This is a genomic window from Flavobacterium aquidurense, assembly GCF_002217195.1.
GTDB classification, from domain to species: domain Bacteria; phylum Bacteroidota; class Bacteroidia; order Flavobacteriales; family Flavobacteriaceae; genus Flavobacterium; species Flavobacterium frigidimaris.
In genome coordinates, this window is sequence record NZ_MUGR01000015.1 from 12025 (window position 1) to 38377 (window position 26353).

Annotated in this window: 26 protein-coding genes; 11 read left to right on the forward strand and 15 right to left on the reverse strand. The window is 34.3% G+C overall.

Going from position 1 to position 26353, the window contains the following annotated elements:
* Positions 1-97: 97 nt before the first annotated feature.
* The 5 genes from B0A67_RS08495 to B0A67_RS08515 are packed head-to-tail and all read right to left on the reverse strand — an operon-like array spanning position 98 to position 5281.
* Positions 98-1561 carry a UDP-N-acetylmuramoyl-L-alanyl-D-glutamate--2,6-diaminopimelate ligase gene (locus tag B0A67_RS08495; RefSeq protein ID WP_072960973.1) on the reverse strand — a complete coding sequence of 488 codons (1464 nt, stop codon included), beginning with the start codon at positions 1559-1561 and terminating at the stop codon, positions 98-100.
* A complete protein-coding gene (locus B0A67_RS08500; protein ID WP_072960976.1) occupies positions 1558-3570 on the reverse strand; it encodes a penicillin-binding protein in 2013 nt (670 codons plus the stop codon). The genes B0A67_RS08495 and B0A67_RS08500 overlap by 4 nt, the downstream gene beginning before the upstream one ends.
* Positions 3561-3908 carry an FtsL-like putative cell division protein gene (locus tag B0A67_RS08505; protein WP_072960980.1) on the reverse strand — a complete coding sequence of 116 codons (348 nt, stop codon included), beginning with the start codon at positions 3906-3908 and terminating at the stop codon, positions 3561-3563. Before B0A67_RS08505 ends, B0A67_RS08500 begins: the two co-directional genes overlap by 10 nt.
* A 16-nt stretch (positions 3909-3924) precedes the next feature.
* On the reverse strand, positions 3925-4833 hold the full coding sequence (gene rsmH, locus B0A67_RS08510; RefSeq protein ID WP_207557320.1) for a 16S rRNA (cytosine(1402)-N(4))-methyltransferase RsmH: 909 nt from the start codon (positions 4831-4833) through the stop codon (positions 3925-3927).
* The gene (locus B0A67_RS08515) at positions 4808-5281 is read right to left on the reverse strand and encodes a division/cell wall cluster transcriptional repressor MraZ (protein WP_056247005.1); all 474 of its coding nucleotides are present in this window, start codon (positions 5279-5281) and stop codon (positions 4808-4810) included. The genes rsmH and B0A67_RS08515 overlap by 26 nt, the downstream gene beginning before the upstream one ends.
* A gap of 378 nt (positions 5282-5659) precedes the next feature.
* Here B0A67_RS08515 and B0A67_RS08520 point away from each other — a divergent pair, with 378 nt between their 5' ends.
* The 3 genes from B0A67_RS08520 (at position 5660) to B0A67_RS08530 (ending at position 7914) form a co-directional block, all read left to right on the forward strand.
* Positions 5660-6424, forward strand: coding sequence for an alpha/beta fold hydrolase (locus B0A67_RS08520; protein WP_072960992.1), 765 nt, complete (start codon positions 5660-5662; stop codon positions 6422-6424).
* 43 nt (positions 6425-6467) lie between these two features.
* Entirely contained in the window at positions 6468-7088 is a 621-nt protein-coding gene (yihA, locus tag B0A67_RS08525; protein WP_072961014.1) for a ribosome biogenesis GTP-binding protein YihA/YsxC, read from the forward strand.
* A gap of 196 nt (positions 7089-7284) precedes the next feature.
* Positions 7285-7914 (forward strand): hypothetical protein, encoded by a 630-nt coding sequence (locus tag B0A67_RS08530; protein ID WP_072961017.1) that lies wholly within the window; start codon positions 7285-7287, stop codon positions 7912-7914.
* A 194-nt stretch (positions 7915-8108) separates the two neighbouring features.
* Here the strand turns inward: B0A67_RS08530 and gldC are convergent, their stop codons facing one another.
* Positions 8109-8444, reverse strand: a complete 336-nt coding sequence (gene gldC, locus B0A67_RS08535; RefSeq protein ID WP_029273283.1) for a gliding motility protein GldC — start codon at positions 8442-8444, stop codon at positions 8109-8111.
* Complete coding sequence (gldB, locus tag B0A67_RS08540) at positions 8444-9403, reverse strand: gliding motility lipoprotein GldB (protein ID WP_072961021.1); 960 nt, start codon at positions 9401-9403, stop codon at positions 8444-8446. The genes gldC and gldB overlap by 1 nt, the downstream gene beginning before the upstream one ends.
* A 99-nt stretch (positions 9404-9502) precedes the next feature.
* On the opposite strand from gldB, the gene nadE reads away from it, so the two are divergent.
* Together nadE and B0A67_RS08550 are read left to right on the forward strand one after the other, a co-directional pair.
* Complete coding sequence (gene nadE, locus B0A67_RS08545) at positions 9503-10309, forward strand: NAD(+) synthase (protein ID WP_072961024.1); 807 nt, start codon at positions 9503-9505, stop codon at positions 10307-10309.
* A gap of 93 nt (positions 10310-10402) precedes the next feature.
* Positions 10403-11032 carry a response regulator transcription factor gene (locus tag B0A67_RS08550; protein WP_026730588.1) on the forward strand — a complete coding sequence of 210 codons (630 nt, stop codon included), beginning with the start codon at positions 10403-10405 and terminating at the stop codon, positions 11030-11032.
* 1 nt (position 11033) lies between these two features.
* On the opposite strand, the gene dnaG is transcribed toward B0A67_RS08550, so the two are convergent.
* The 8 genes from dnaG to rlmN all read right to left on the reverse strand — a co-directional run bounded on the left by dnaG (position 11034) and on the right by rlmN (position 20825).
* Positions 11034-13100, reverse strand: coding sequence for a DNA primase (dnaG, locus tag B0A67_RS08555; RefSeq protein ID WP_072961449.1), 2067 nt, complete (start codon positions 13098-13100; stop codon positions 11034-11036).
* A gap of 126 nt (positions 13101-13226) precedes the next feature.
* The gene (locus B0A67_RS08560; RefSeq protein WP_072961027.1) at positions 13227-14273 is read right to left on the reverse strand and encodes a hypothetical protein; all 1047 of its coding nucleotides are present in this window, start codon (positions 14271-14273) and stop codon (positions 13227-13229) included.
* Between the two features lie 108 nt (positions 14274-14381).
* Complete coding sequence (locus tag B0A67_RS08565; RefSeq protein ID WP_072961029.1) at positions 14382-15098, reverse strand: hypothetical protein; 717 nt, start codon at positions 15096-15098, stop codon at positions 14382-14384.
* Positions 15085-15645 (reverse strand): RNA polymerase sigma factor, encoded by a 561-nt coding sequence (locus B0A67_RS08570; RefSeq protein WP_072961032.1) that lies wholly within the window; start codon positions 15643-15645, stop codon positions 15085-15087. Before B0A67_RS08570 ends, B0A67_RS08565 begins: the two co-directional genes overlap by 14 nt.
* Before the next feature lie 305 nt (positions 15646-15950).
* The gene (locus B0A67_RS08575) at positions 15951-17867 is read right to left on the reverse strand and encodes a DUF2207 domain-containing protein (RefSeq protein ID WP_089069523.1); all 1917 of its coding nucleotides are present in this window, start codon (positions 17865-17867) and stop codon (positions 15951-15953) included.
* Positions 17868-17879: 12 nt separating this feature from the next.
* The gene (locus B0A67_RS08580) at positions 17880-18434 is read right to left on the reverse strand and encodes a LemA family protein (RefSeq protein ID WP_072961038.1); all 555 of its coding nucleotides are present in this window, start codon (positions 18432-18434) and stop codon (positions 17880-17882) included.
* A 60-nt stretch (positions 18435-18494) separates the two neighbouring features.
* Positions 18495-19472 carry a polyprenyl synthetase family protein gene (locus tag B0A67_RS08585; protein WP_072961042.1) on the reverse strand — a complete coding sequence of 326 codons (978 nt, stop codon included), beginning with the start codon at positions 19470-19472 and terminating at the stop codon, positions 18495-18497.
* Positions 19473-19775: 303 nt separating this feature from the next.
* Positions 19776-20825 carry a 23S rRNA (adenine(2503)-C(2))-methyltransferase RlmN gene (gene rlmN / locus B0A67_RS08590; RefSeq protein WP_072961045.1) on the reverse strand — a complete coding sequence of 350 codons (1050 nt, stop codon included), beginning with the start codon at positions 20823-20825 and terminating at the stop codon, positions 19776-19778.
* Between the two features lie 412 nt (positions 20826-21237).
* Here rlmN and B0A67_RS08595 point away from each other — a divergent pair, with 412 nt between their 5' ends.
* The 6 genes from B0A67_RS08595 (at position 21238) to B0A67_RS08620 (ending at position 26257) form a co-directional block, all read left to right on the forward strand.
* Complete coding sequence (locus B0A67_RS08595; RefSeq protein ID WP_072961452.1) at positions 21238-21843, forward strand: YceI family protein; 606 nt, start codon at positions 21238-21240, stop codon at positions 21841-21843.
* Positions 21844-22355: 512 nt separating this feature from the next.
* Positions 22356-22925 carry a YceI family protein gene (locus B0A67_RS08600; RefSeq protein ID WP_072961048.1) on the forward strand — a complete coding sequence of 190 codons (570 nt, stop codon included), beginning with the start codon at positions 22356-22358 and terminating at the stop codon, positions 22923-22925.
* Positions 22926-22930: 5 nt separating this feature from the next.
* The gene (locus B0A67_RS08605) at positions 22931-24313 is read left to right on the forward strand and encodes a hypothetical protein (protein WP_072961052.1); all 1383 of its coding nucleotides are present in this window, start codon (positions 22931-22933) and stop codon (positions 24311-24313) included.
* A gap of 5 nt (positions 24314-24318) precedes the next feature.
* Entirely contained in the window at positions 24319-24870 is a 552-nt protein-coding gene (locus B0A67_RS08610) for a hypothetical protein (protein WP_072961055.1), read from the forward strand.
* Positions 24871-25139: 269 nt separating this feature from the next.
* Complete coding sequence (locus B0A67_RS08615) at positions 25140-25505, forward strand: hypothetical protein (RefSeq protein ID WP_072961059.1); 366 nt, start codon at positions 25140-25142, stop codon at positions 25503-25505.
* A 110-nt stretch (positions 25506-25615) separates the two neighbouring features.
* Positions 25616-26257 carry an O-methyltransferase gene (locus B0A67_RS08620; protein ID WP_072961455.1) on the forward strand — a complete coding sequence of 214 codons (642 nt, stop codon included), beginning with the start codon at positions 25616-25618 and terminating at the stop codon, positions 26255-26257.
* Positions 26258-26353: the final 96 nt, after the last annotated feature.

Genomic DNA, 26353 nt, shown 5'->3' on the forward strand with positions numbered 1-26353 from the left:
TTGGTTTATCTGGTTAATCGTTAATTTGTTTATTCGCAAGTTTTTGATTTAATCACTATTCTACTGGACGAATAATTAATTAACCGATTAAACTTTTTTACTTTCCTAATTGTTCTAAAATTTCTTTTACAGTCTCCATATCATCAAAATGATGGCGAACACCATTTATTTCCTGATACGTTTCATGACCTTTACCGGCAATTAAAATGATATCATTTGGCTCTGCCATCTGACAAGCTGTTTTAATCGCTTGCTTTCTATCGGTAATTCTCAATAGTTTTTTATAATTATGTGCTTCAACCCCTTTTTCCATTTCATCCAAAATCACTTCAGGATCTTCATTTCTTGGATTATCAGAAGTTAAAATTGCCTTATCACTAAGATCAGCTGCAATTTTAGCCATAATAGGTCTTTTCGTTTTATCCCTGTTTCCACCGCAACCTACAACTGTAATTAGCTGTTCATTCTTGGTACGGATATCCGCTATTGTTTTCAAAACATTATCCAGAGCATCCGGAGTGTGTGCATAATCTACAATCGCTGTAATATTCCCGGCCGAAACAATGTATTGAAAACGTCCTGAAACACTTTCTAAATCAGACAATAATCGCAATGCCTCAAGACTATCCATGCCCAGCTCTACTGCAGTTCCGTAAATTGCCAAAACATTATAAGCGTTAAAAGTTCCGATCAGTTTTACCCAAACTTCATTATCATTTACCTTTAACAATAATCCTGACAATTGACTTTCTAATATTGTGGCTTTAAAATCAGCATATGATTTTAAGGCATACGTAAATTTTCTGGCCACTGTATTCTGCAACATCACCGGTCCGTTTTTATCATCTATATTTGATAAAGCGAAAGCTGTTTTGGGCAATGAATCAAAAAACGACTTTTTTACATCTCTGTATTCAGCAAAAGTTGGATGATAATCTAAATGATCGTGTGAAAGATTCGTAAAAACCCCTCCCACAAAATGCAGTGCTTCTGTACGTTTTTGATGAATTCCGTGAGAACTCACTTCCATAAAACAATGCGTAACACCCGCTTCAATCATTTCATTCAAATAGTGATTGATGGTAATAGAATCCGGAGTGGTGTGCGTTGCTTTATATTCGGTTTCATCCACCATTATTTTTACAGTTGATAATAAACCAACTTTAAATCCTGCTTTTTGAAACAACTGAAACAATAACGAAGCAATTGTTGTTTTTCCGTTTGTACCTGTAACGCCAACTAATTTTAATTTTTCAGAAGGATTTTCAAAATAATTAGCCGCCATAAAAGCCAATGCGGTATTGGTATCTTTTACTTTAATATAAGTAACTCCTTTTTCAACATGTTCCGGCAATACATCACAAATAACAGCAACAGCTCCTAATTGAATTGCTTTTTCTATATAATCATGACCATCAGAAAGTGATCCGCGAATGGCTACAAAAACATCATTCGCTTCAATTTTTCTTGAATCAAAATCAATTTTATGTATGTCAATTTCTGTCGAACCCGTTACAGATTCAATAGCTACTTTATATAATATGTCTTTCAGTATTTTCACGATAATTCTAATACTATTGTTGTGTTTTTACTAATATTTTCTCCAGCCTGTAAAGACTGTTTTTTTACTTTTCCTACTCCATTTACCTTAACTTTCAAACCTAAATTTTCCAGTAAAGCAATAGCATCCATCCCCGGCATTCCTTTTAAATCCGGAACCTGATTTGATTTTTTATTGGCTTCTACAGCATAATATTTATCATAACTTGAATCCTGCTTTGGAACTCTTGAATCCAGTTTTTTAATTTTATTTGTCGAAGGTGCATCGGTAAATATTTTTTGGGCGATTCTCTTAAAAACCGGTCCGGCAACATCTGCTCCGTAATAATTATTTTTTGATGTATTTGGTTTATGAACCACTACAATACAAGAATACTTAGGATGGTCTGCCGGAAAATAACCAACAAAAGAAGACGCATAATACAATCCCGATTTTCCTTCTTTACCGCCATAATTTACCTGTGCAGTTCCTGTTTTACCTGCCATCGAAAAATCCTTCGAATACAACTTAGAACCTGTTCCTTTTTTAACCACATTAAGCAATACTGCTCTTACTTTTTTGATGGTTTCCGGCGAACACACTTTTGGATTAATTACTTCAACATCAAATTTCTTGATGGTTTTGTTCCATTCTTTAATTTCTGAAACAAATTGAGGTTTTACCATTACTCCATTATTAGCAATTGAGTTATACAATGCCAGCGTTTGCATTGGCGTAACCGAAACTCCGTAACCAAATGCCATCCATGGCAATGAAACTCCTGACCAATGTTTGTCACCAGGCTGTGGTATATAAGGCCTTCCTTCTCCTTGAAAATGCAATCCCAGCGTTTTGTTTAATCCATAACTATTAATATGGTTCACAAATTTTGATGGGTTGCTTTTATAATTATCATAAACCGCCTGAACCATTACTGTATTAGACGAAAGTTCGAAACCACGTGCTAACGAAATTTTTCCGTAACCTCCCCTATGCGAATCACGAACGGCACGACCATAATATCTTACTTCTCCGCCACGACTGTCAAAAACAGTACTGGTATCTGCAACTTTATCCTCTAAAATTGCCATTAAATCGACTAACTTAAAAGTAGATCCCGGCTCATGAGATTCTGCTACAGCATAATTGGTAGTTTCATAATACGACCCGTCTTCTGCTCTTCCTAAATTCGAAATTGCTTTTACGTGTCCTGTTTCTGTCTCCATCACTACCACACAACCGTGATCAGCTTCGTATTCTTCTAACTGTTTCAACAAGGCATGATGAGCAATATCCTGAATAAAAACATCGATTGTCGAGATTACATCAAAACCATCCTGAGGATCTACTTCATTGACATCGCGAATTGGCTTCCATTGTCCTTTGGCAATTTTTTGTTTTAAAATCTTACCGTCTTTTCCGTTTAAATAACTTTTAAAAGCCCACTCGATTCCTTTTCCTACCTCTACTCCTGTTGCCGGATCAATACGATCGTAACCAATTGTTCTTTCGGCAATTTTTCCGATCGGATGTTTTCTGACTGTTTCCTGTTCGATTATAATTCCGCCTTTAAAAGCGCCTAAATTGAATAATGGAAATCCTTTTATTTTTACATATTCGGTATAACTCAAATTACGTGCGATCAGATAATACCTGTTTTTATTGGCTCTTGCTTTTCTTAATTCTTTTTCGAAATAGCTTCCCGATTTATCCAAAACTGTCGCCAGAGAATCTGATAATGCTTTTACATGTTTTTCAAACGTTTCTGTTTTTGGCGCTTTAGCATCAAATCGAATCTCATAATTAGGGATTGATGTTGCTAATAAACTCCCGTCAGCAGAATAGATGTTTCCTTTGTTAGCCGGAATTACGAAATTTCTAACGGTACGCTGTTTGGCCAGTTTTCTATAATAATCCCCTTCAACCCATTGAATATTGGTTAACTTAACAACAATAGCAATTGCCATCACAAAGATGAAAACTGCTACGAGGTAAATTCTGTAGGATATATTTTTATCGTCTACTGCCATATTCTTTTAAAGAAACTTTTTTCTTCTTCTTTTTTTACTTCTATCTTAACCGGAGGAACCGTAGAGGGAAAAATTTGCTTTTCGAGCATTTTATCCGATATGGTTGATTCCATCTTCAACTTCATTAATTCTGAACGGCGATCTACAAATTCAGATCGCAATTCTTTTACTTCATTATTCAGCTTTGCTATTTCAAAAACCTTTTGTTCGTATCGTTGCGTATTGGCAATCATCAAAATCGCTAACAGGATTATAAAAACAATGAAGCGCCAGTTTTTTACCGCGTCATCGTTCAAAAGAAATCTTGCTTTTAATATGCCAAATACTCCACCTTTCATTTTCTACCTATATATATTATATCTTCTCAGCGATTCTCAATTTTGCACTTCTTGCTCTATTGTTGATTTTGATCTCAGCATCGTCCGGAACAATCAACTTTCCAATCGTTTTATAAGGAACAGAAAAGTTTCCGAAGAAATCACGTTCCGGTTCGCCTTCAAACATTCCGTTCTTAATAAACCTTTTCACTAATCTATCCTCTAATGAGTGATAGGATATTACTGAAAATCTTCCGCCCGGATTCAAAATTTCTAAAGACTGTTCTATAAATTCTTTTAAGACATCCATTTCCTGATTTACCTCAATTCGAATCGCCTGATAAATCTGAGCCAATATTTTATTTCGAACTCTTTCCGGTAAATATTTTGCCAGAACATCTTTTAATTCATCCGTAGTCTTAATAGGGTAATGTTCTCTGGCCTCTACAATTGTTCTTGCTAAAACCGGCGCATTCTTCAACTCCCCATAATCAAAAAAAACACGACGTAAATCCTGTTCTTCATATTCGTTAACCACACGATAAGCACTTAAATCATTTTTCTGACTCATCCGCATATCGAGTTCGGCATCAAATCTTGTCGAGAAACCTCTTTCCGGAACATCAAACTGATGCGATGAAACACCCAAATCAGCCAAAATCCCATCAACACTCTTAACACCATGAAAACGAAGAAATCTTTTTATAAATCTAAAGTTCTCATTAATTAAGGTAAACCGCTCATCCGGTAACGCATTTGCCAATGCATCTTCATCCTGATCAAAAGCAAATAATTTTCCGTTTGGCCCTAAGCGTTTCAAAATTTCTTTTGAATGGCCTCCGCCACCAAACGTAACATCTACATATATGCCATCTGGTTTAATATTTAAACCATCAACTGTAGGGTGAAGCAAAACCGGATTATGATATTCCATTGTCGTCGTCATTAATATTTCCCATTACTTCTTCGGCTAAATCTGCAAAATCCATATCTTCGCCGCTTATTGATTTTTCATATAAATCTTTATCCCAAATCTCTACTATATTAACCGCAGATGAAAAAACCACATCTTTAGAAATACTTGAAAAAGCTACCAGGTCCTTTGGAACCAATAACCTTCCCAATGCATCAATCTCTACCACTTTTACTCCGGCAGTAAATCTTCGAATGAAATCATTGTTCTTTTTTACAAAACGATTCAGCTTGTTGATTTTTTGCATCATCAAGTCCCATTCTTCCATTGGATACAATTCTAAACACGGCTGAAAAACAGAGCGCTTCAAAACGAATCCGTTCTGAAGAGAAGAAGCCAATTGCTTTTTCAGGGGTGCAGGCATCATTACCCTCCCTTTAGCATCGACTTTACACTCATATGTTCCAACAATTGTGTTCAAAGAATTTACATTAATATGTTACACAGCAAAAATATAAAAAATATTACCACATTTTACCACTATATACCACTTTGTTAATAAGTTTAACCACTTTCTTACCACCATTCTTAATTCATAATCAATCAATACTTTAGATAATATTTAACTCATCTTCAATTCTACTTCAGGATCAAAAAAAATACACATCAATTTTCTTAAAAAACTAAACATTATACTAATTTATTAACATTTAGAAAATACGCACAAATCACCCATTAACACTGATTTTTAAACACTTACATATTCTACTAAAATTATCTAGTTAAAAAACGGTAGCAAAAAACCATTTTTATTTATTAAACCCTATATTTGTCCCAATTGAAATTGGCATTAAATTAAATGGACAAACACTACAAAAAAGAAGGCAAATACAGCTATTATGAAGCTGGAGAAGGAACTCCTATCGTTATTTTACATGGCTTAATGGGAGGCCTTAGTAACTTTGATGCTGTAGCAGAATATTTCCCAACGAAAGGATACAAAGTTGTTATCCCGGATTTGCCAATATACACCCAAAGTATTTTAAAAACCAATGTAAAAAGCTTCGCTAAATACGTAAAAGACTTTATTACTTTTAAAGGCTTTGACAAAGTTATTTTATTAGGCAACTCATTAGGAGGACACATCGCTCTTTACCACACTAAGTTATACCCTGAAAAAGTAGCAGGATTAGTAATTACCGGAAGTTCAGGTCTTTACGAAAGCGCTATGGGAGACAGTTATCCAAAAAGAGGCGATTACGAATACATCAGAAAGAAAGCCGAAGATGTATTTTACGATCCTAAAATAGCAACTCCGGAACTTATTGACGAGGTATATGCAACGGTTAACGATCGTATCAAACTGATCAAAACCCTGACAATTGCAAAAAGCGCCATTCGTCATAATATGGCTAAAGATTTACCTAAAATGACAGTTGAAACCTGTATTATCTGGGGTAAAAATGACGCTGTAACCCCACCCAATGTGGCCGAGGAATTCGATAAATTATTGCCTAATTCAACTTTGTATTGGATAGACAAATGTGGACACGCTGCTATGATGGAACATCCTCAGGAATTCAACACAATTCTTGAAGAATGGCTCGTTAAAAAGAATTTATAGCACCTAACTTTCGACTTTAAGGAGGTCTTAAACACAAAAAAACATGAAAATTAATACCGCCGAATTTATTATAAGCAATTCTGAAGTTTCAAAATGTCCACAGGATTTTTTGCCGGAATATGCTTTTATCGGAAGATCAAATGTAGGTAAGTCCTCTTTGATCAATATGCTTACCAATCATAAAAATTTAGCTAAAACTTCAGGAAGACCCGGAAAAACTCAGTTAATTAATCACTTTAAGATTAATAATAATTGGTTTTTGGTCGATTTGCCCGGTTACGGATATGCTAAAGTATCCAAGAAAACAAAATCTGTCTTTCAGCAATTCATCACAGATTACTTCGAAACCAGAGAACAGTTAGTTTGTGCTTTTGTTTTGATTGATATTCGCCACGAAGCACAAGCCATAGACATTGAATTTATGTCATATATGGGAGAAAGCGAAATTCCGTTTTGCATCATTTTTACCAAAGCAGATAAAATCAGCAAAACAAAAATTGATTCGCATATCGCAGCATACAAAAAACAAATGTTCGCCAATAACTGGGAAGAAATGCCTCATTACTTCGTGACTTCTGCTACAGAACAAACCGGAAAAGACGAAGTTTTAAGTTACATTGACGAAGTGAATCAGGAAGTATTTAAAAACAACTCGCAGTTTTAAAAAATAAAGTCCAAATTTAAAATTCCAAATTCCAAAAATGTAAAGGAAATTTAAAAAATAGAAAAATCCCAAATTCCAATTTTATAGCGGAATTTGGGATTTTTTATTTGTAGTCAAAATCTTTAAGAATAAATTTACAACAAACTCAAACACAACTTATTTAATATTACATTTGAAATGAATCAATTTGTAATTTATGAAGAATACCACACTCCTCGTTTTCTTTTTTATCTCTATTTCTCTTTCGTCCTGCACCACAGCATCCTATACATTTGCTACAGGACAACGAACCGGAGTTGATTTTACATCCGGAAAATGGCTCTTGAACGAATTGGATTGTCCCAATAACTCTAAAGACAAGCTAACCGCAGAGTGCTTAAAATATTTTAAAAAACATACAGGAGATAGATTATCATATATTCATGATGTTAATGGATTACTGGTTCCCCGAAAAATTAACTTAAATCCGGGTAAAACAAAACTGAAGGAGCTCAAAGACGGAACTGGTTTTGATTTTTTTATTAATATTTCTACGCAAAAAAACAAAAACGACTTCTCTTCTCTCGAACTTTATCAGCAAGCTAACGATGCAGGAAAAAATGAAGCTTCTGTAATTGTAGAAATTTACGATTTAAATTTACAGCAGATTATTTACTCTCAAAATGTAATAGGCACTACTTCAAAAGTAAACGCTCCATCTGACCATAATACTCAAAGCTCCGGTAAACTTGCAGACAATATTATGCTTTACAAAAATGCAAATCAATTACTAGAAGGAGCTTTAAAAAGAATATTTAAAGATTTAGACAAAAGATCTGTTAACTAAATAAACTACATTTTTTTTTAAACCTGAAGATTCGGGACCAAGTCCCAAACCCTCGACTTTACTCAGGGCGACATAAAACTTTAAATAAAATTCCAAAAGTAAAATCCCAAATTCCAACCTAACAATTGGAACCCGGGATTTTTTATTTTTGAAATTTCCTTCCTGTATTGGAATTTCAAAATTTTGAAATTTGACTATTTCGTCAATTCTAGTTTTTCTGCAAAATAATCACAGAAATCTTTCATTGTATCTGACATTTTTTCGTCGTCTGTTGCACGTTTAAATGTATCTGACATTGCTACTAATGTCTGGTGAAAGAAAATCTTCATTTCATCAACCGGCATATCTTTCGTCCATAGATCGATACGCATGGTTTCTTTGGCTTTGCTGTCCCAAATAGACAACATAATAGCTTTTGCTTCTTCAGCTTGTACGCCGCCATCCTGAGCGCTCCATGTTAATTTTTCCGGTACACGGTTTTCATCTAATTCTATATTGAATCTAATTTCTGAGTTTATTGTATCTGACATTACTTCTTAGGTTTATATTTTGATTTTTCAAAAATTTCTTTTGCATTTATTTTTAATAATTCCGCCAAGGTTACACTGGTATTATTCTTCATATACGAACGCACCATCTGCCATCCCAGCCACGCTCCAATTCGTCCGGGAGATTCATTGTCTATTTCTAAGTAAAATTTAGAAAACGGAGCAGGCGCTATGAATCTTGTTGTTAGTTTTGGATCATCACTATAAAGCATTTCACTTTCGATAAAAAAGCGCCACATATATGCTTCATTTTCCTGACACCATTTTATCTGTTCCGGTGTATAGCCCATTTTTTCAGCATCTGTATATTCAGGCAAAAGCAAATCTTTTGCATATAACTGCTTCCCTTCAAAAATCATTTGAGAAACTAAGTTTTTATCCTGAAAAGCGGGAATATTTCTGTAAGCAAAACTAGCAACTACATCCGGCATTATTTGTTTCTCTTCGAAATTCTGCTTAATATAATTCGGGAATTCATAAAACTTATGCTCTTTTCCCAAATACAATTCCAGAGCAACTATTACCAGGCTATCTGCATAAATTGCTTTGGCATTATAATCCATTTCTCCAATTACCGTAATTACTTTAGGCGTTTTTCTTTTCGGAAAATAATATTTCACATGTTGAAACAATTTATTAAATTCCTCACGTACAGGCTCAAAATTACCATATTTTTTCTGCACTTCAGTATATACTTCTTTCCACAACGGATCCTGCATTTTCTTCAGCCAGACATCATCTCCGGTACCCTCCGGAAAGAAGAATGGATATTGCTCTTTTACTTTCGCCAAATCTTCTGGTTTGGTCTCAAAAAACACTTTATCAAAACGCTCTACTTTAATATCAACAGGGATTTCTCCTACTTCTTTTTCTACTTTAGTTTTTTGCTCACAGGACAAAAAAAACAAGCATAGAACCACTACAAAGCGATAAATTTTCATTTTATTTTAATTAGATTTGTGTTGCTGGATTTTAAGTATATGTATACTTAAAAATAATTCTGCAAATATACATTCCTACATCTTAAATCTTGAACTATTATGGCTAAAAAAAGTACCATTCAGACAGAAAAAGTAAATACCCACATTGTAGAGTGGTTAAAAAATTATGCTGACAATGCAAAAGTAAACGGTTTCGTAATAGGAATATCAGGCGGAGTTGACTCTGCCGTAACTTCTACCTTATGTGCTCAAACGGGCTTAAAGGTTTTATGTGTAGAAATGCCAATTCATCAGGCCGCCAATCAGGTTTCAAGGGGGAGAGAGCATATTGACCAGTTAAAAAAACGTTTTCCGAATGTTTCTGATGTAGCAACTGATCTGACCGCTACTTTTGAGGCTTTTAAAAGCGCAGTACCCAAAACAGATGACGAAGCCAAGGTAAGTCTGTCATTAGCCAATACACGCGCTCGTTTGCGAATGACCTCTTTATACTATTTAGCAGGAATTCACGGATTATTAGTTGCCGGAACCGGAAACAAGGTAGAGGACTTTGGTGTAGGATTTTATACTAAATATGGCGATGGCGGAGTCGATTTAAGTCCAATTGCTGACTTAATGAAATCAGATGTGTATGCTCTGGGTGCATTTTTAACAATTCCTAAATCAATTTTAACAGCTGCACCTACAGATGGATTATTTGGAGATAATCGTACCGATGAGGATCAATTGGGCGCAAGTTATGACGAACTTGAATGGGCAATGCTAGCCTCAGAGTCAGGAAAAACGGAGGCTGACTTCACTGGGAGAGAAAAATCTGTCTTTGAAATTTATAAACGTTTAAACACCAGCAACAAGCATAAAATGGATGCAATTCCGGTTTGTATTATACCAAAAACGTTAAAATAAAACATTTTAACATTTGTCTGCAATTAATTACAGAATTTATTTATTAATTTTACAGTTCCAAAAACATGAACAATTCTAAAAAAGGTAAAAATTATGATTAAAGTATGTCTTGCAGACAATCATCCTGTGACTCACTTTGGCGTTAAGTCTTATTTTAAAGACCACGATCAAATTTCAATTGTTGCCAACGTAGGCAATTTTTCAATGGTTAGAGATATCCTTCAGACGAAGGAAATTGACATCCTAATTCTCGATTTAGAGCTGGAAGGTCTCTCAAGTATCTTCGAAGTGAAGTCGATTTTGAAAAATTTCCCAAAAACAAAAATTGTAATTTTTAGTGACCTCGCCGAACAAATGTATGCTCCAAATGCAATTAAAGCAGGAGTTTCCGGGTATGTGCACAAAACAGAAAAACTTGAAACTTTAGGTCTTTCTATTATTAAAGTACATGAAGGAAAAATTATCATCAACGAAACTGTGCGCAAAAACATGGCACTTATTGCTAAACAAAGCAAAAGTGAGCGCTTATACAGAAAACTTTCAAATCGCGAGATCGAAGTTTTACGTTATTTAAGTGATGGTAAGAAAAACAATGAAATTTCTAAAATCTTAAATCTGAACGAGAAAACGATCAGTACTTACAAACTAAGATTATTGACTAAATTAAATGTTACTAATTTAGTTGACTTAGTAAACAAAGCTAAGACTTTAGAAATTATTTAATTTAATGGTATCGCGACATTACTCTTCCCAGTTTTTTCGAAAACGAAGTAACTAACTTTGAGTAATCGACAACCATAGACAAAAGCTCTGTATTATCTGAATTATCAGGTTTTATAGAGCTTTTTAATTCCTCGATGATTTTACCCACCAAAAACCAACGCATAGACATAATCGTTTCTGTAACGTATTGCGCTATCGTTTCGTGTTTCATTTTCGAAAAAATGTTCTGTCCTTCCCAGTCATGAAGTGTCAGTCGTTCATCTTCCATCAAAATATCAGTAACTTCCTGAGCAAAATCAGGCTGCAAACGCATTAAATACTGTTCGAGGCTAAATTTTTCGTGCTGGTTATAAAACGCAATTAGGTCTGTAAAAATATCACGGAACAAATTATTAGACAATTCTACCTCATCTTCCTGCAAACTCAAATAAATACGCTCGTACACTTTATACGATCTCATTTCAGAGACCATTATAACTTCACCTTCTTCATTGTTTTTTAAGAGTACATCTTCAAATTCTTCCGTTTTATCTCCATAAAGCAATAAAATCTCAATTACTTTTCGTTCTAAACGATACAGAATGTCAACTTTTTCTGTTGGCTCTGTTGCTGCCGGATATCCAAAATCTCCCGGATAATCTTCCGGTGGCCCATTTCTTGGATCTTCGGGATCTCCTCCTGAATATCCGGTATTTTTTGGGGCCTGGTTTCTAAAAACTTCAAAAGGTTTTTGGTCCTGTTTTTGTTTTTTACTTGCCTCAACCAAATCTTTCTGAATCAACTGAGCCAAAGTACTTACCAATACCTGCTCAGAAATATCCATTATTCTGGCACATTCCTGAGTATAAATTTCACGCTGAATACGATCCGGAATTTTCGAAATACTAACCACCATATCGCGAATCAAATCGGCTTTTTTTATAGGATCGTTTTTGGCCTCTTTCATTAAGAGCGAGGCTTTAAACTGTATAAAATCTTTACTGTTTTCTTCTAAATAAGCAACCAGATCTTCATACGAAGTTTTTCGTGCAAAACTGTCCGGATCTTCTCCGTCAGGAAAAGCACAAACCCTTACATTCATACCTTCTTCCAGAATCAAATCTATTCCTCTGACAGAAGCGCGCAATCCTGCCGCATCACCATCAAAAAGAACCGTAATATTTCTTGTAAGACGATTTATTAAACGAATCTGATCCGGTGTTAAAGCTGTTCCAGATGAAGCAACAACATTTTCTATTCCGGCCTGATTGAACTGAATTACGTCTGTATAACCTTCAACCAAATAACAATTATTGAGTTTGGCTATCGATTGTTTGGCCTGAAAAATTCCATAAAGCACTTTACTTTTATGGTAAATATCACTTTCAGGCGAGTTCAGGTATTTTGCCGCTTTTTTATCATTCGTCAAAATACGTCCCCCGAAGCCTAAAACACGTCCCGACATACTTTCTATCGGGAACATTACACGACCTTTAAAACGGTCAAACGGACGATCTTCCCTTGCAATTGTCAAACCGGTGCTTTCCAGAAATTCCAGCTTATAACCTTTACCTAAGGCTTCTTTGGTCAGGGCATCCCAGGTTTCCGGCGAATATCCTAAACTAAATTTTTTGATAGTTTCATTGGTAAAACCTCTTTCTTTAAAATAAGAAAGTCCAATTGCTTTTCCTTCTTCTGAATTTAAAAGGGTTCTGTTAAAATAATCCTTTGCAAATTCTGAAACTAAGTACATACTTTCGCGAACATCCGTCATGGCTTTTTCAGTATCCGTTTGTTCCGTCTCTTCAATCTCGATGTTGTATTTTCTGGCTAAATACCGAATAGCTTCGGGATAAGTAAACTGTGAGTGTTCCATCAGGAATTTAACAGAGTTCCCTCCTTTTCCCGTACTAAAATCTTTCCAGATTCCTTTTGCAGGTGACACCATAAACGAAGGGGAGCGTTCATCTGAGAAAGGACTCAGCCCTTTGAAGTTACTCCCTGCACGTTTTAAATTAACATAATCACCGATAACCTCCTCTACACGAGCAGTTTCAAAAACGGAATCAATAGTAGCTTGTGAAATCAAAACGTAAAATATTTTAGAAAATTTGAAGTCTGTAAAAGTACACAAATCAATCTTGAAATTTGGCCATTTAACATAAAAAAAGTGCCCCTTTCGAAGCACTTCTCTCACTAATTAATTAACTTATTTTTAATTTAAATCAAATCGCAACCCTAAAGAAATATTATTTTCTTTTACCGGATTATCCTGAAACAATGGGTTTAGATCGTACTTTGCATACAAACTCAAAGCTTTATATCCTATATAAGAACTCAATCCGTAAATAAAATTATTTACATTATAATCTCCTTTTATCGTTGTTTTATAATCTAAATCGTCCTGATCGTATTTTAAGATTTGTTTTGATTTTACATTGATTCCCACATAACCTCCAATCCCGAAACGGAAACTTTTATGTGTTCTGAAACAGGTCTTTCCGTTACTCACCTGAGGCTTAGAGAAATCAAATTCTAAGTGCAAAGGCAATACGATATAAACATTTCTAAAACGGGATTCATCAAGGTTTATAGCATTTGTCTGCAAGACAGTCTGATTACCATTTACAACAAAACTTCTGTTGTCTGTAGGTCGAATATTGTTGTACATTAATGAAAGTCCGTACTTGGCATGTAATAAATTGTCGGTTTTCATTAATCTCGAATTATAAGTAAAACCCCATTCATAAAAGTGGGAACTCATAAAACCGTAATTAGAATCCTGAAGTTTACCGTCGGCCATCATATTATTTAACCCCATTGCAAATACAAACTGAGAGGTTGTTCTTTTTTCTCCATGAATTGAATCCCTACTTTTTTTATTCTTATCATTTTTATCCCAGTAGATAACGATCTTACCTTTCTTTATTGAATCCTGTTCTTTGATTTTCCCATCTACTTTTTGCTGCACTAAATCATTCAATTCATTTTGTGCCAATGTGACTTTTTCTTCAATGATTATTGCTCTGGCTTCTGACAGTTCCTTTTTGCGCTTATCTGCTTGTTCCTGCGTAATTTTCCCTTCAGACAACTGCACGTTTACAGCTTCTACTTCTTCTTTTAAAATTGCTTTTTCTTCTTTAGTCACCTTTTCTATTTTATTGGCGATCTTCTTTGCTTTTGACTCAAAGGTTTCCTGTCCCAGAACTTTACTAACAAATAAGAAGACGAGGATAACGAGATAAAGTGTAAAATTTTTCATGATTGATTGTTTTTTTTTTATGGATTGATGATTGTGATTGATGATGATGATTTAATTGTGAATTGTATATTCTATATTCATATTTCTTTCTTCTAGGATCTTAATTCTTTACTCTTGTTGATTTCGATTTGCCAAGGCCACTTTTACGGTTTGGTAGTTCTTATTGACTTTAGTAATTACTTTTTCTCTAAACGAAAGCTCTAATTCTCCATCGACCTGATTAAGCAAATCGTTTGCATTGACTCTTACTTTTGTTTTTGTTTTTACCGGGTTGTCGGCAACTACACTCTTTTCTGCCGCTTCCAGTAACTGATCTACTGTTTCTTTTTTAGGGGTTTCAGTAACAAAGGTTTTAGTATTGATTGATTGTTTTTCCTGATTGTTTTTGATGATGACTGAAGACTCCGCTATTTGATTTGATTCATTTTTAATGGTTTTATTTGGTTTTGAATTACAATTTATTTGTTCTTTTAATGAGTTCTGAGCTGGCGTTTTTTCTGAAATCGCAACTTCCGTTTTACCTGAATCTATTACTTCTAAAGCTGTTTTTGCAACAGTATCTTTCTTTACATTCTCTTTTACAACAATTTTATTTTGCGGCATTTCAACAACGCTTTTCTTCTGATTAAGAAAGAACGTAGTAACCAATAGCAGCCCAACGATACTTGCAGCAACGTACAGCCATTTGTTTTTCTTTTCAGGCTGTTTCTTTTCTTCAGCAACACTCAACATTGAATCCAATCGGTCCCAGGCACTATCACTTGGCTCGATAGTACGCTGATTTAGTTTTTCACGGAAATCCTTTTCAAAATTATTCGGTTCCATATTCTTGTTTTTTTAATGTATTAATCTGTGTTTGCAACATTTTTCGTGCGTGCGACAATTGCGATTTGGATGTTCCTTCATTAATCCCTAACATCTTTGCAATCTCATTGTGTTTGTATCCTTCGATAGCGTATAAATTGAAAACCATCTTGTAGCCGTCCGGCAAAGCATCGATCAAAAACTGAATCTGATCTATTGAAAACTGGTTATCAATTGCATTAAAACTTTCTTCGACATAAATTTCGTCTTCGGTAAATTTTACTTTTTTCTGAACGCGCAAATAAGAGATACATTCGTTTACCATAATTCTGCGAATCCAGCCTTCAAAGCTTCCTTTATGTTCGAATTTATTCAAGTTGGTAAACACTTTCATAAAAGCCGTGATCATCACATCTTCTGCCAGCTGAATGTCTTTTATATACTGCCGGCAAACGCTTAGCATTTTAGAAGAAAACCGACTGTAAATTTGCTGTTGTGCTTGTCGATTATTATCGACAGCCAACTTTATAATTTCAGCTTCCTCCTGATGTAAACGGATAATTTTCATTAATAAGCGTTTGGTTTTGGTTTAGTAATGGTCTTCTATTAGCATAGACGAGTGAAGTTTTAAAATGGTTGCACCGATAGGAAAAAAAATCAATAAAAAAATTCCAAATTGCAAAAAAATAGAAGTAAACAACTGATTTACAAGACTATGAATTTAATCGCCGAAGTGATAAATTTTCTTATTATCTAATTATTTTTGGCAAGATAATCTAAACCGAATCGAAAATAAAAAAACCTTGTACTATTATTAATAATACAAGGTTTTCTTAATACAATATTTTTAAATAGCTTCAGGCTGCTAAAATTTTACCATCCGCCGCCACCGCCACCGCCGCCGCCGCCGGAGCTTCCGCCACCGGAACTTCCGCTGCTCCAGCTTCCACTGCTGCCGCCTGAACTACTGGACGAAGAACCTGATGATGATGGAGGACTTGGATTGACTGCAGCACTGCTGACAGAATTTCCAAAACCAGACAAGAACATTGCCGGCTGTCTATAAAACGTATCCTCGCCCTGATACCACGCAGGATCATATTTTGCCAATTCTAAAATTTCCTCAAATTGTTTTCCCCATTCGATTTCAACTCCCAATGCAATTGCATACGGAAATAATTTTTCGAATAATTGCGGGGTCAGTTCCGGAGGATTCAGCATATTCATTCGGTCCTTCTCTGCCGTTTTAAGATACAGTTTGAATCCTTCTAATCGATGCAATACGTCAGCACCTTTTTCTGTGAATTTCCCTAAAGTCCTTACATAAAATATATACATCAGGAAAACAACACCAATAACCGCAATTTGTATTGTACTTAGAAAAAATAGTGTCATGACGAATATCGCTACTGCAGGAAGAAAAACAAAGAAACCTAAAATTGCTCTTAAAACGATTAACCCAACTCCTGTCTCTTTTTTTGCAAACCAATAAGTTAATCCTGCAACCGCAACAATGAGTCCGGCATAAAAAACATAATTAATATATCCTTTATTATTAGAGAGTAATTCATAAGCCAGTCCTGCAATCAAAAATATAGCAAAACCAACCCATTTTTTTCGGGTATTATTTTGATAATAGTCTTCTAAATTGACTTGTTTGTTTACCGTATTCAACCATTTAGAATACGCTTTCTCAAAAATCTTATAATTAGAATCATCTACTTTTATTTTATCCTTTTTGGTAAAACCACTTATTATATCTGATTCTTCTGTGCTTAAAGCTTTTGACTGCCTGTTTAAGACCTCTATCTCATAGGTATGTTTATTTTTAAAAATACCATTTTCATTTGCAGACAAAATCCTGATTGCCCCTTTTACAGAAGCATTTATAAATGACGCCATATAGGTTTTGTCAAGTATTTTTCTGTGATATATATATCCTGTAATTGCAGGAGACCAATCAAAAGGAGGCATAAATTCCGGCATTACTGTTTTTTCGACGGGATCTTTACCGTATTTCTTCCAACTGAAAAAGAAAAAAAGTGCCATTGCTATTCCGTAAATAACGGACCACAAATAGGTTTTTATTTGTTTATAAAATGATGCTGATTCCTGAAGAAAAGTGGGAGGATCGACAATTCCTTTCGCAAAAGATGCCGCAACTGTCAGACCTTCATTTGCTCTAAGCTGAACGGTTCCAAAACTGGCAACAGTATGATTATCATTTAAAGAGCTGATGCAATTTGATTCTGTAGATCCTGCTAAACCGCTATAACAATGGAAATTTTCGAATTTATTATTTACTGACGGAAGGGAAATTTCGCAGGTTACTTTATCTATTGGCAAATCCCAGCCGTTTCCGGTTACGTTCCAATACAGTTCATCATATTTCTCGAAGTATCCAATCTGAAACGGAGCGCTATAATTAATTTCATAATCATAGATACCGCTTTCTAATTCAAGATCTTTGTTTCCTATATAAATTTTCCAGTCGCCCGATTCCTCTTTTGTAAAATACGACTCTGTCTTTCCGTCTTTTTTTACTAAATTTACAGTGTATTGCACATCAATTTGATGACCGTCTTTGTCTTTTCTGGTCAACGGTAAAACTCTTAAAAGTCCGTGCCTAAAGACATTGCCTTCTGCATATATAGAAATTTTTTCGACAACATTGATATGACCTGATTTTTCAATTTTAATTTTAACATCAAAATTCAGTATTCTTTCCTGGGCCTGGACCTGATAAAATAAAACAGAGAATAAAACAAAAAATATTTTTCTTAGTAACATAGTATACTACAATTAAAACTGAACATTAGGCGTTTCTCTTTGTTTTTCATCTTCTAATTCAAGGAAGTTTTTCTTAGGAAAACCAAAAGAATTAGCTACAATATTACCCGGAAAAGATTCTACAGCGATATTATAATCTCTGACAGTTGCATTATAATATCGTTTTGATCTCTCTACTTCAGTTTCGATTTCGCTCAGTTCTTCCTGTAAACTCAAAAAATTTGTATTGGCTTTTAGGTCAGGATAATTTTCTGCCAATGCAAAAATAGTTCCCACGGCATTGCCCAATTGTTTATCTAATTGTAATTTTTCGTCTGCATTACCTGCATTCAGGGCTTGGTTGCGCAGGTTTACAATATTGGCAAGTGTTTCTTTTTCGTGGGTCAAATATCCTTTGACAGTTTCTACAAGATTCGGAATTAAATCAAATCTCTTTTTTAAGATAACGTCAATCCCGCTTAACGCTTCCTCGAGCATGTTGCGTTTAGACACAAAGGTGTTGTACAGGACAATCAGGTAAATACCTAAAATAACGAGAAGCGCAATTATTATGAGTAAGACAACCATATTTCATTATTAAATTAGACTCGAATTTAACAATAAAAATATTAAGAATTGATTGTAAAATTATTTTTTTCTCTCAATCACGTAGTTTACCATCAAAGTAAGAGCATCTTTAAACTCAGAATCAGGAAAATTACCTAATAAAGAAAGTGCATCTTGTTGGAATTCGATCATTTTATTTTCGGCGTAAGCCAGACCATTATTGTTTTTTACAAAAGCAATTACTTCTTTTACACGCTTTTTGTCTTTATTGTGGTTTTTTATGGAGTTTATCAACCACTTTTTTTCCTGCGGAGTACAAATATTTAAAACATGAATCAGGGGCAATGTCATTTTTTGCTCCTTAATATCTATTCCAGTTGGTTTGCCAATAGCTTCTTCGCTATAATCGAATAAGTCATCTTTGATTTGAAAAGCCATTCCGATAAGCTCTCCAAACTTGCGCATATTCTCCACCTTCTCATCGTCTTCGATTACTGATTTTGCTCCAAGAGCACAACAAGCTGCAATAAGTGTTGCTGTTTTTTTTCGGATAATTTCATAATAAACATCCTCAGTAATATCAAGTCTTCGGGCTTTTTCGATCTGAAGCAATTCTCCTTCACTCATTTCGCGAACTGCAACAGAGATAATTCGGAGTAAATCAAAATCTCCATTATCTATAGAAAGAAGCAATCCTTTTGACAACAGATAATCTCCCACCAAAACGGCAATTTTATTTTTCCAGAGTGCGTTGATCGAGAAAAATCCGCGACGGCGGTTACTGTCATCTACCACATCATCATGTACTAAAGTCGCAGTATGAATAAGCTCAATTACTGAAGCTCCTCTATAGGTTCTTTCATTTACAATACCTTCGGAAACCATTTTTGCTGTCAGAAAAACAAACATTGGCCGCATTTGCTTTCCTTTTCGGTTTACTATATAATAAGTGATTCGGTTCAGTAAAGCCACCTTAGAAGTCATCGATTCATGGAACTTTTTTTCAAAAAGTTCCATCTCGTGAAAGATGGGCTGTTTTATTTGAGAGGTAATATTCATTTCGATCCCAAATATACTATTTTAAATAAAAAAACGTTGTGTATTTTAGGTTAGTATATCAATAATTTATAGAATAATTAAGAAAACGCACCCTAAACATTGTCAATTTACCTGCCAATTTGAATCCACCAAATTAAAAGAAAATTGAATACCAATATATTTTCAAAAAAGATTGTCCCAAAAAATCAGCATCCTTTTTGCCCAAAAAAAAGCATTAAGAACAAGAATCAATCTCGTTTTTAATGCTTTACTTATGAAATTTTCATATGAAAAATGTTTAACATTGAATGATTCCTGAGGGAATTACATTTCTGCTTCTTTATTGGCTAATTGTCCGCAAGCGGCATCAATATCTTTACCGCGGCTGCGGCGTACTTTAACAACTACTCCAATGCTCTCTAAAGCTTTTATGTACGCCATAATAGACTCTTCTGAAGCTTGCTGGAATTCTCCGTCATCAATTGGGTTATATTCAATTAAATTCACCTTGCACGGCACGTATTTACAAAATTTAACCAAAGCATCAATTGAGGCTTTATCATCGTTAATTCCTTTCCATACTACATATTCGTATGAAATTTTATTTTTCGTTTTTCTGTACCAATATTCTAAAGATTCTCTCAAATCTGCCAAAGGAAAGTTTTTACTGAAAGGCATGATACGCGCACGAATTTCATCTATAGCGGAGTGCAGAGAAACTGCCAGTTTGAATTTGACATCATCATCGGCCATTTTTTTAATCATTTTAGGAATTCCTGAAGTCGAAACCATAATACGTTTTGGCGACATCCCTAAACCTTCAGGCGATGTAATCATATCAATCGCTTTAATCACGTTGTTATAATTCATTAAAGGTTCTCCCATTCCCATAAACACAATGTTCGAAAGCGGATGATTATGATATAACCTGCTTTCTTTGTCGATGGCAATAACCTGATCGTAGATTTCGCCCGGCTCCAGGTTTCGCATTCTTTTTAAACGTGAAGTGGCACAAAAATTACAATCTAAACTACAGCCAACCTGACTTGAAACACAAGCCGTTGTTCTGGTATCAGTAGGAATCAAAACAGACTCTACCACTAAACCATCGTGCAGCCTTACTGCATTTTTTACGGTTCCATCGCTGCTTCGTTGCATGGTATCAACCTTAATATGATTGATAACAAAATTATCTTCGAGCATAGAACGTGTTGTTTTGGCAACATTTGTCATATCATCAAAACTATGTGCTCCTTTGCTCCATAACCATTCATAGACTTGGTTTCCACGAAAAGCTTTGTCATTATTTGCGACAAAAAAATCGCGTAACTCCTCTTTTGATAAGGCTCGTATGTCTTTTTTCTCAATTTGCATGGTGCAAAGTTAATCACTTTTGTCATTTTTTTTGACTTTTAGGTGTATTCTTAACGAAACGAATAAAATTTGAAATGAAAACGAATTACTTTTTTAAATCTAATCTGACTCTTAAAAACGGGCTCAAAATTCTGCCCTAATCAATAAATAAATAAAAACTTACGATAAATTTATAAAATAACAGAATTAACTTCTATATGTACATAAAAAGTAATACATTTGCCACAAAATACACCACTTACAAATTACTCCTCTTTTAGTATAAAAATCATCGACATGATTTTTATCATTTCATTATCAATGTCTTCATAATAAATTTGATGTAAGAAATCAAGCTTAACTTATAATTCAATAAACAATTATTGCATTATAGGGCTTCTTCATTCAAATGATTAACTTATTACAATATCAAATGAGAACAATTAAATCAATTTTATTGGCGGTAATTTTTACAATATTGTCATTACAGGTAAATGCACAAAGAAACTATGCTTTGGAAAGAGCTACTTTTGAAGTCTCCGGAACTTCAAATATACACGACTGGGTAATGAAATCTACAGAAGGAAGCGGAACTGCCAATGTAACGGTTATTGATTCTAAACTCGCTAGTATTAATAATTTGACTATTACAGTAGCAGCAGAAAGCCTGAAAAGTAGTAAAACAAGTATGGATAATGTGGCATACGAAACACTGGACACCAAAACATACAAAAATATTAAGTACGTTTTAAAATCTGCAAAAAAAATAAACGAAACGACCTGGAATCTAACCGGAGTTTATACTATTGCAGGAACCAGCAAAGAATACAAAACCCAGGTTAATATAACAGGCAGTAATGGAAAATTTATTTTGATGGGATCCAACCAACTGACTTTTGCTGATTTTGGAATGTCTACTCCAACAGCAGCTCTTGGAGTTGTGAGAGCCGGAAAAGACGTTACTTTAATTTTTAACGTTACTTTAGGTGACACAGAATCTGATTCTATAAGATCAAACAAACAATTGACTAAAGCTTAAAAATAAATAAATACCGATTCATAATAAACCTCTGGCATTCAAAGTGCAGAGGTTTTTTTTTTTTATAAAAAAGTATAAAATACTAAAAACAGGCTTTATAAAATTGAATATTTAAGATTCAGATTACTATAAATGTTTGAATAAAAAATAATATGCCGTTTCGCCAGTTGTGAGACGGCATTTTTGTTTCATTCCACATATTTACCCTAATGATATCCTAAAACATCATCAGCTTACTTTGTTACTTTCTGATACACTACTCTTTATCATAATTTATTTTTTAACAAAATCCCTCCAAAATAAAACGGTCTTTAAATTATAAGATCTTTTACAAAAAAAGAAAACGTTGTAGTTATATAAATACAATTTTAATAAAATTTTAACAATGATTTTTATCATGACAATAACCGATTTTCGGGAAGATCTTTACATCAAGTTAATAATAGAAACATTTAGTACTGAATCAGAGATTAACATATTACTCACTTATTTTTAAAATAAAACATGACAAAATGAAAACTAAAAAAACAAAACTATTCGCATTTATAATGGCATTCTTAGGAATTACTTCTTTTGTATCTGCCCAAAAATCGTACACCTTAGATGCTAAATCTACTTTCTCTGTTGCAGGAACTTCAACTCTTCATGACTGGGAAATGAAATCAAGTTCAGGAACAGGAACAGCAAGCTTTACAATTGCAAATTCAAAGCTTACTGAGATCGAATCACTATCCATCACTCTTTTGGCTGAGAGCATAAAAAGCGAAAAGAAAAGCATGGATAAAGTAGCGTACACGACTTTAAAAACAGATAAAAACAAGAACATTAAATATGTTTTAAAATCTGCCGAAAAAGTAAACGAAACTACCTGGGAATTAACCGGAACCTATACTATTGCCGGCGTGAGCAAAGTTTTTAAAACAACTGTAAAAACAACTGTTACAAAAGACGGATTAAACATGCAGGGATCTAACAAAATTACTTTTGCAGATTTTGGAATGAAATCGCCAACTGCAATGCTGGGAACCATTAAAACAGGTCAGGATTTGACCTTAAAATTCAATTTAAACTTTAATTTATAAACGCCATGAAAAAAATCTATCTACTATTTATTGCATTAGCAAGCACGTTTGCGGCAAATGCACAGCTTAGCTTTGGACATATTCAGAATCAGGTTCCTCGTGATCAAAGAGCAATCAATGTATTCGACGTTAGAAAAGACACCACTGCCTACAAAGGTATTAGTGTTGATATAGGTGGTGCATTTGCATTGCAATTTCAAGCCATAAATTCGTTCAATCATCAGGGAGATTTTACCGGAACACCTAATGCGGGATACAGATTAAACAATCTGACTAATGATTTTAATTTACCTAATGCTAATATGACAATTGGAGCACAATTGGCAGATGGTGTACGTGTAAACTTAGACCTGTATCTTGCTTCAAGACACCATCACGAAACCTGGGTACAAGGTGGATACCTGCAAATTGACAAGTTGGATTTCATTAAAAAAGGTCTTCTTGAAGATGTTATGAAATATACTACCATCAAAATAGGTCAAATGGAAAACAACTATGGTGATGCGCATTTTAGAAGAAGTAATAACGCTTACACGATAACAAACCCTTTTATCGGGAACAACATCATGGACGCTTTTACTACCGAAATGGGTGCTGAAATATACTATAACAGAAGTGGTTTTGTAAGTATGATTGGAGTAACAAACTCTAAACTAAATCAAAACGTACAAGAAGTTATTCCGGGACCAACTACTGTAACTACTCCAGATCAAAATACAACTGTGAGCCCTACGATTTTGGCTAAATTAGGCTGGGACAAACAAATTGACAGTGATTTAAGAATCAGACTTACCGGGTCTTATTATCATACAGCAAATTCAAGCGGAAATTTATATTCTTCTGACAGAGCAGGAAGCCGTTTTTATAGTGTTATGACTCATGCAGGAACAATTGGTTATCCAAGTTCAAATATTTTAGATTCTGAAAGCAATAAAGACACCGGTAGATTCAATCCAGGCTTTGGAAACTGGGCAACTTCTTACATGATTAACCCTTTTGTAAAATATAAAGGTTTTGAATTCTTTGGTACTTTAGAATTTGCTTCAGGAGGTGATTACAAAGGAACTGATGCTACCCGTAATGTCAACCAATATGTTGGAGATTTAGTATATCGTTTTGGAAGCCATGAGAACTTATATGTAGGTGCTAAATATAATTTAGTAGATGGTAAACTAAGAAACTCTGATGCTGAAGCTGTTCAGGTAAACAGATTCGAAGCTGCTGCAGGTTGGTTTATGACTAAAAACATTCTGGCAAAACTTTCATACGTGCAACAAAATTATAAAAACTACCAACAATTTGGAAACGTAGGCGGCGTATCAATGCCAAATGATTTCTACGGAGGAAAATTTGAAGGACTAATGTTTGAAGCGACAATTTCATTCTAAAAAAAATGAAAACGAGATTTTCAATCTTAATTATGGGTTTAGCAATTTTCTTTTTTTTCGGAAGTGCTAAACCCACTTTTTCAGCAGAAGATACAACCTTGGTAATAAACAAAATTAAAATAGAAATTACCGGACTATCAACTGTGGGCAAATACAATTGCTCAAATACCTTTTCTATAAAAGATACGGTATATATCAACTCTATTAAAAAAAATATTTTTAACACTGAGATTAAAATGTCTGATTTTGATTGTGGCAACAAAATAATGACAAAAGATTTACAAGGTACAGTGAAGGTCAAAAAGTTCCCAAACAGTACGGTTTACATGACGGATATAAAACCAAGTGGTCAAAACTACAAATGTAATCTCAATTTTTTAATTACTAATAAAACACTGAAGTACAAAGATTTTATCTTATACAATACTGATAAAAAAATTGAAGGGACTCTTAATCTGAAATTTTCTGATCTTGAAATGGAGGCTCCCGTAAAAATGGCCGGCTTAATAAAAGTCAAAGATGAGATCGTAATTAATTTTAGTTTATACAAAAACTAAACGATTCAAAAATATTTCTTCTTTCTAAAAAATTTTTTCATGTTTTTTTTATTTTATACCCCGAAAAGGTACCTCTGCCTGAGGTACCTTTTTTTATTTATAAAAAAAAGAAGCTAATATTCTATAATGATCAAAACTTGGCACGAGAATTGTCTTGCTCTAAAAAGAAAAAATAATCGTACAAAGCGCGTAACCATTTTAAAATTTGTATTTTTATTATTCTGCTTTATAACCTTTAAATTTTAATAACCTAAAAAAGACATTGTATCATGAAAAAACAAATTTTAAGCTTAGCCGTTGTTGCGCTATTAGCATTCGCTGTTCAATCTTGTAAAAAAGAAGAACCAAAAGTAACGGAAGAAGAATTGACTCTTGGAAACAAGGTTGATACGCTTACAACAGATCTTAAAGAAATGAAAGACACTGCTGTAACTAAAACTGAAGCTGCAGCCCAAGACGTAAAAGATGCCACTAAAAAAGCTGCTGCTGATGTCGAAAATGCTGCTAAAAAAACGGCTACTGACGTAAAAGACGCTACCAAAAAAGGAGCTGAAAAAGTAGAAGGTGCTGCTAAAGCTGCTAAAGACGGAACAGTAAAAACAGCGAAAGAAGTAAATGAAGCTTTGAAAAAATAAACCTGTTCAATTAAAGATTAAGACCACTCCTTAAACCGGGTGGTTTTTTTATGCAAAAAAGTGAAGCAATATTTTTTGTATTTTTACAGTCAAATTTAGAAGACTATAACATGCATTTTATATCACAGGAATTAGAAGACTATATCGAACAACATTCTGAAAATGAACCGGAATTATTAGCGAAACTCAACAAAGAAACATACCAGAAAATACTTTTACCGAGAATGTTAAGCGGACATTTTCAGGGACGTGTACTGAGTATGCTGTCTAAATTGATTCGTCCGGTAAATATTCTTGAAATTGGTACTTATACGGGTTATGCCGCCTTGTGTTTGTGCGAGGGCATGCAGGAGAACGGACAACTGCACACTATTGATATCAAAGAGGAATTGGTTGATTTTCAGAGAAAATATTTTGATGCATCGCCTTGGGGCAAACAAATTTTTCAGCATCTGGGAGAAGCCGTGGACATTATTCCAACTCTGGATGTACAATTTGATTTGGTTTTTATCGACGCAGACAAAGAAAACTATCTTAATTATTGGGAAATGATTGTTCCGAAAATGAATAAGGGCGGAATCATTTTATCTGATAATGTTTTATGGAGCGGGAAAATCCTGGAACCTGTTCACCCAAATGATGTGAGCACAAAAGTACTTTTAGAATATAACTTACTTTTAAAAAATGACCCAAGAGTTGAAACGGTTTTATTACCAATTCGCGATGGCTTGACAGTTAGCAGGGTATTGTAAAAAAGGCCCTAAGTTTCTGAGGCGCTAACTTGCTAAGTTTTTTTTCTCCGGATATTATATATTAAATGATGATATTAAAAAGGCTTTAGCCAAAAC

Excerpts from the sequence above, each read along its gene's own strand:
- B0A67_RS08500 (WP_072960976.1), bottom strand. The coding sequence starts at position 3,570 with ATGGCAGTAGACGATAAAAATATATCCTACAGAATTTACCTCGTAGCA.
- B0A67_RS08505 (WP_072960980.1), bottom strand. The coding sequence starts at position 3,908 with ATGAAAGGTGGAGTATTTGGCATATTAAAAGCAAGATTTCTTTTGAAC.
- rsmH (WP_207557320.1), bottom strand. The coding sequence starts at position 4,833 with ATGACGACGACAATGGAATATCATAATCCGGTTTTGCTTCACCCTACA.
- B0A67_RS08520 (WP_072960992.1), top strand. The coding sequence starts at position 5,660 with ATGGACAAACACTACAAAAAAGAAGGCAAATACAGCTATTATGAAGCT.
- yihA (WP_072961014.1), top strand. The coding sequence starts at position 6,468 with ATGAAAATTAATACCGCCGAATTTATTATAAGCAATTCTGAAGTTTCA.
- B0A67_RS08530 (WP_072961017.1), top strand. The coding sequence starts at position 7,285 with ATGAAGAATACCACACTCCTCGTTTTCTTTTTTATCTCTATTTCTCTT.
- gldC (WP_029273283.1), bottom strand. The coding sequence starts at position 8,444 with ATGTCAGATACAATAAACTCAGAAATTAGATTCAATATAGAATTAGAT.
- gldB (WP_072961021.1), bottom strand. The coding sequence starts at position 9,403 with ATGAAAATTTATCGCTTTGTAGTGGTTCTATGCTTGTTTTTTTTGTCC.
- nadE (WP_072961024.1), top strand. The coding sequence starts at position 9,503 with ATGGCTAAAAAAAGTACCATTCAGACAGAAAAAGTAAATACCCACATT.
- B0A67_RS08550 (WP_026730588.1), top strand. The coding sequence starts at position 10,403 with ATGATTAAAGTATGTCTTGCAGACAATCATCCTGTGACTCACTTTGGC.
- B0A67_RS08560 (WP_072961027.1), bottom strand. The coding sequence starts at position 14,273 with ATGAAAAATTTTACACTTTATCTCGTTATCCTCGTCTTCTTATTTGTT.
- B0A67_RS08565 (WP_072961029.1), bottom strand. The coding sequence starts at position 15,098 with ATGGAACCGAATAATTTTGAAAAGGATTTCCGTGAAAAACTAAATCAG.
- B0A67_RS08570 (WP_072961032.1), bottom strand. The coding sequence starts at position 15,645 with ATGAAAATTATCCGTTTACATCAGGAGGAAGCTGAAATTATAAAGTTG.
- B0A67_RS08575 (WP_089069523.1), bottom strand. The coding sequence starts at position 17,867 with ATGTTACTAAGAAAAATATTTTTTGTTTTATTCTCTGTTTTATTTTAT.
- B0A67_RS08580 (WP_072961038.1), bottom strand. The coding sequence starts at position 18,434 with ATGGTTGTCTTACTCATAATAATTGCGCTTCTCGTTATTTTAGGTATT.
- B0A67_RS08585 (WP_072961042.1), bottom strand. The coding sequence starts at position 19,472 with ATGAATATTACCTCTCAAATAAAACAGCCCATCTTTCACGAGATGGAA.
- rlmN (WP_072961045.1), bottom strand. The coding sequence starts at position 20,825 with ATGCAAATTGAGAAAAAAGACATACGAGCCTTATCAAAAGAGGAGTTA.
- B0A67_RS08595 (WP_072961452.1), top strand. The coding sequence starts at position 21,238 with ATGAGAACAATTAAATCAATTTTATTGGCGGTAATTTTTACAATATTG.
- B0A67_RS08600 (WP_072961048.1), top strand. The coding sequence starts at position 22,356 with ATGAAAACTAAAAAAACAAAACTATTCGCATTTATAATGGCATTCTTA.
- B0A67_RS08605 (WP_072961052.1), top strand. The coding sequence starts at position 22,931 with ATGAAAAAAATCTATCTACTATTTATTGCATTAGCAAGCACGTTTGCG.
- B0A67_RS08610 (WP_072961055.1), top strand. The coding sequence starts at position 24,319 with ATGAAAACGAGATTTTCAATCTTAATTATGGGTTTAGCAATTTTCTTT.
- B0A67_RS08615 (WP_072961059.1), top strand. The coding sequence starts at position 25,140 with ATGAAAAAACAAATTTTAAGCTTAGCCGTTGTTGCGCTATTAGCATTC.
- B0A67_RS08620 (WP_072961455.1), top strand. The coding sequence starts at position 25,616 with ATGCATTTTATATCACAGGAATTAGAAGACTATATCGAACAACATTCT.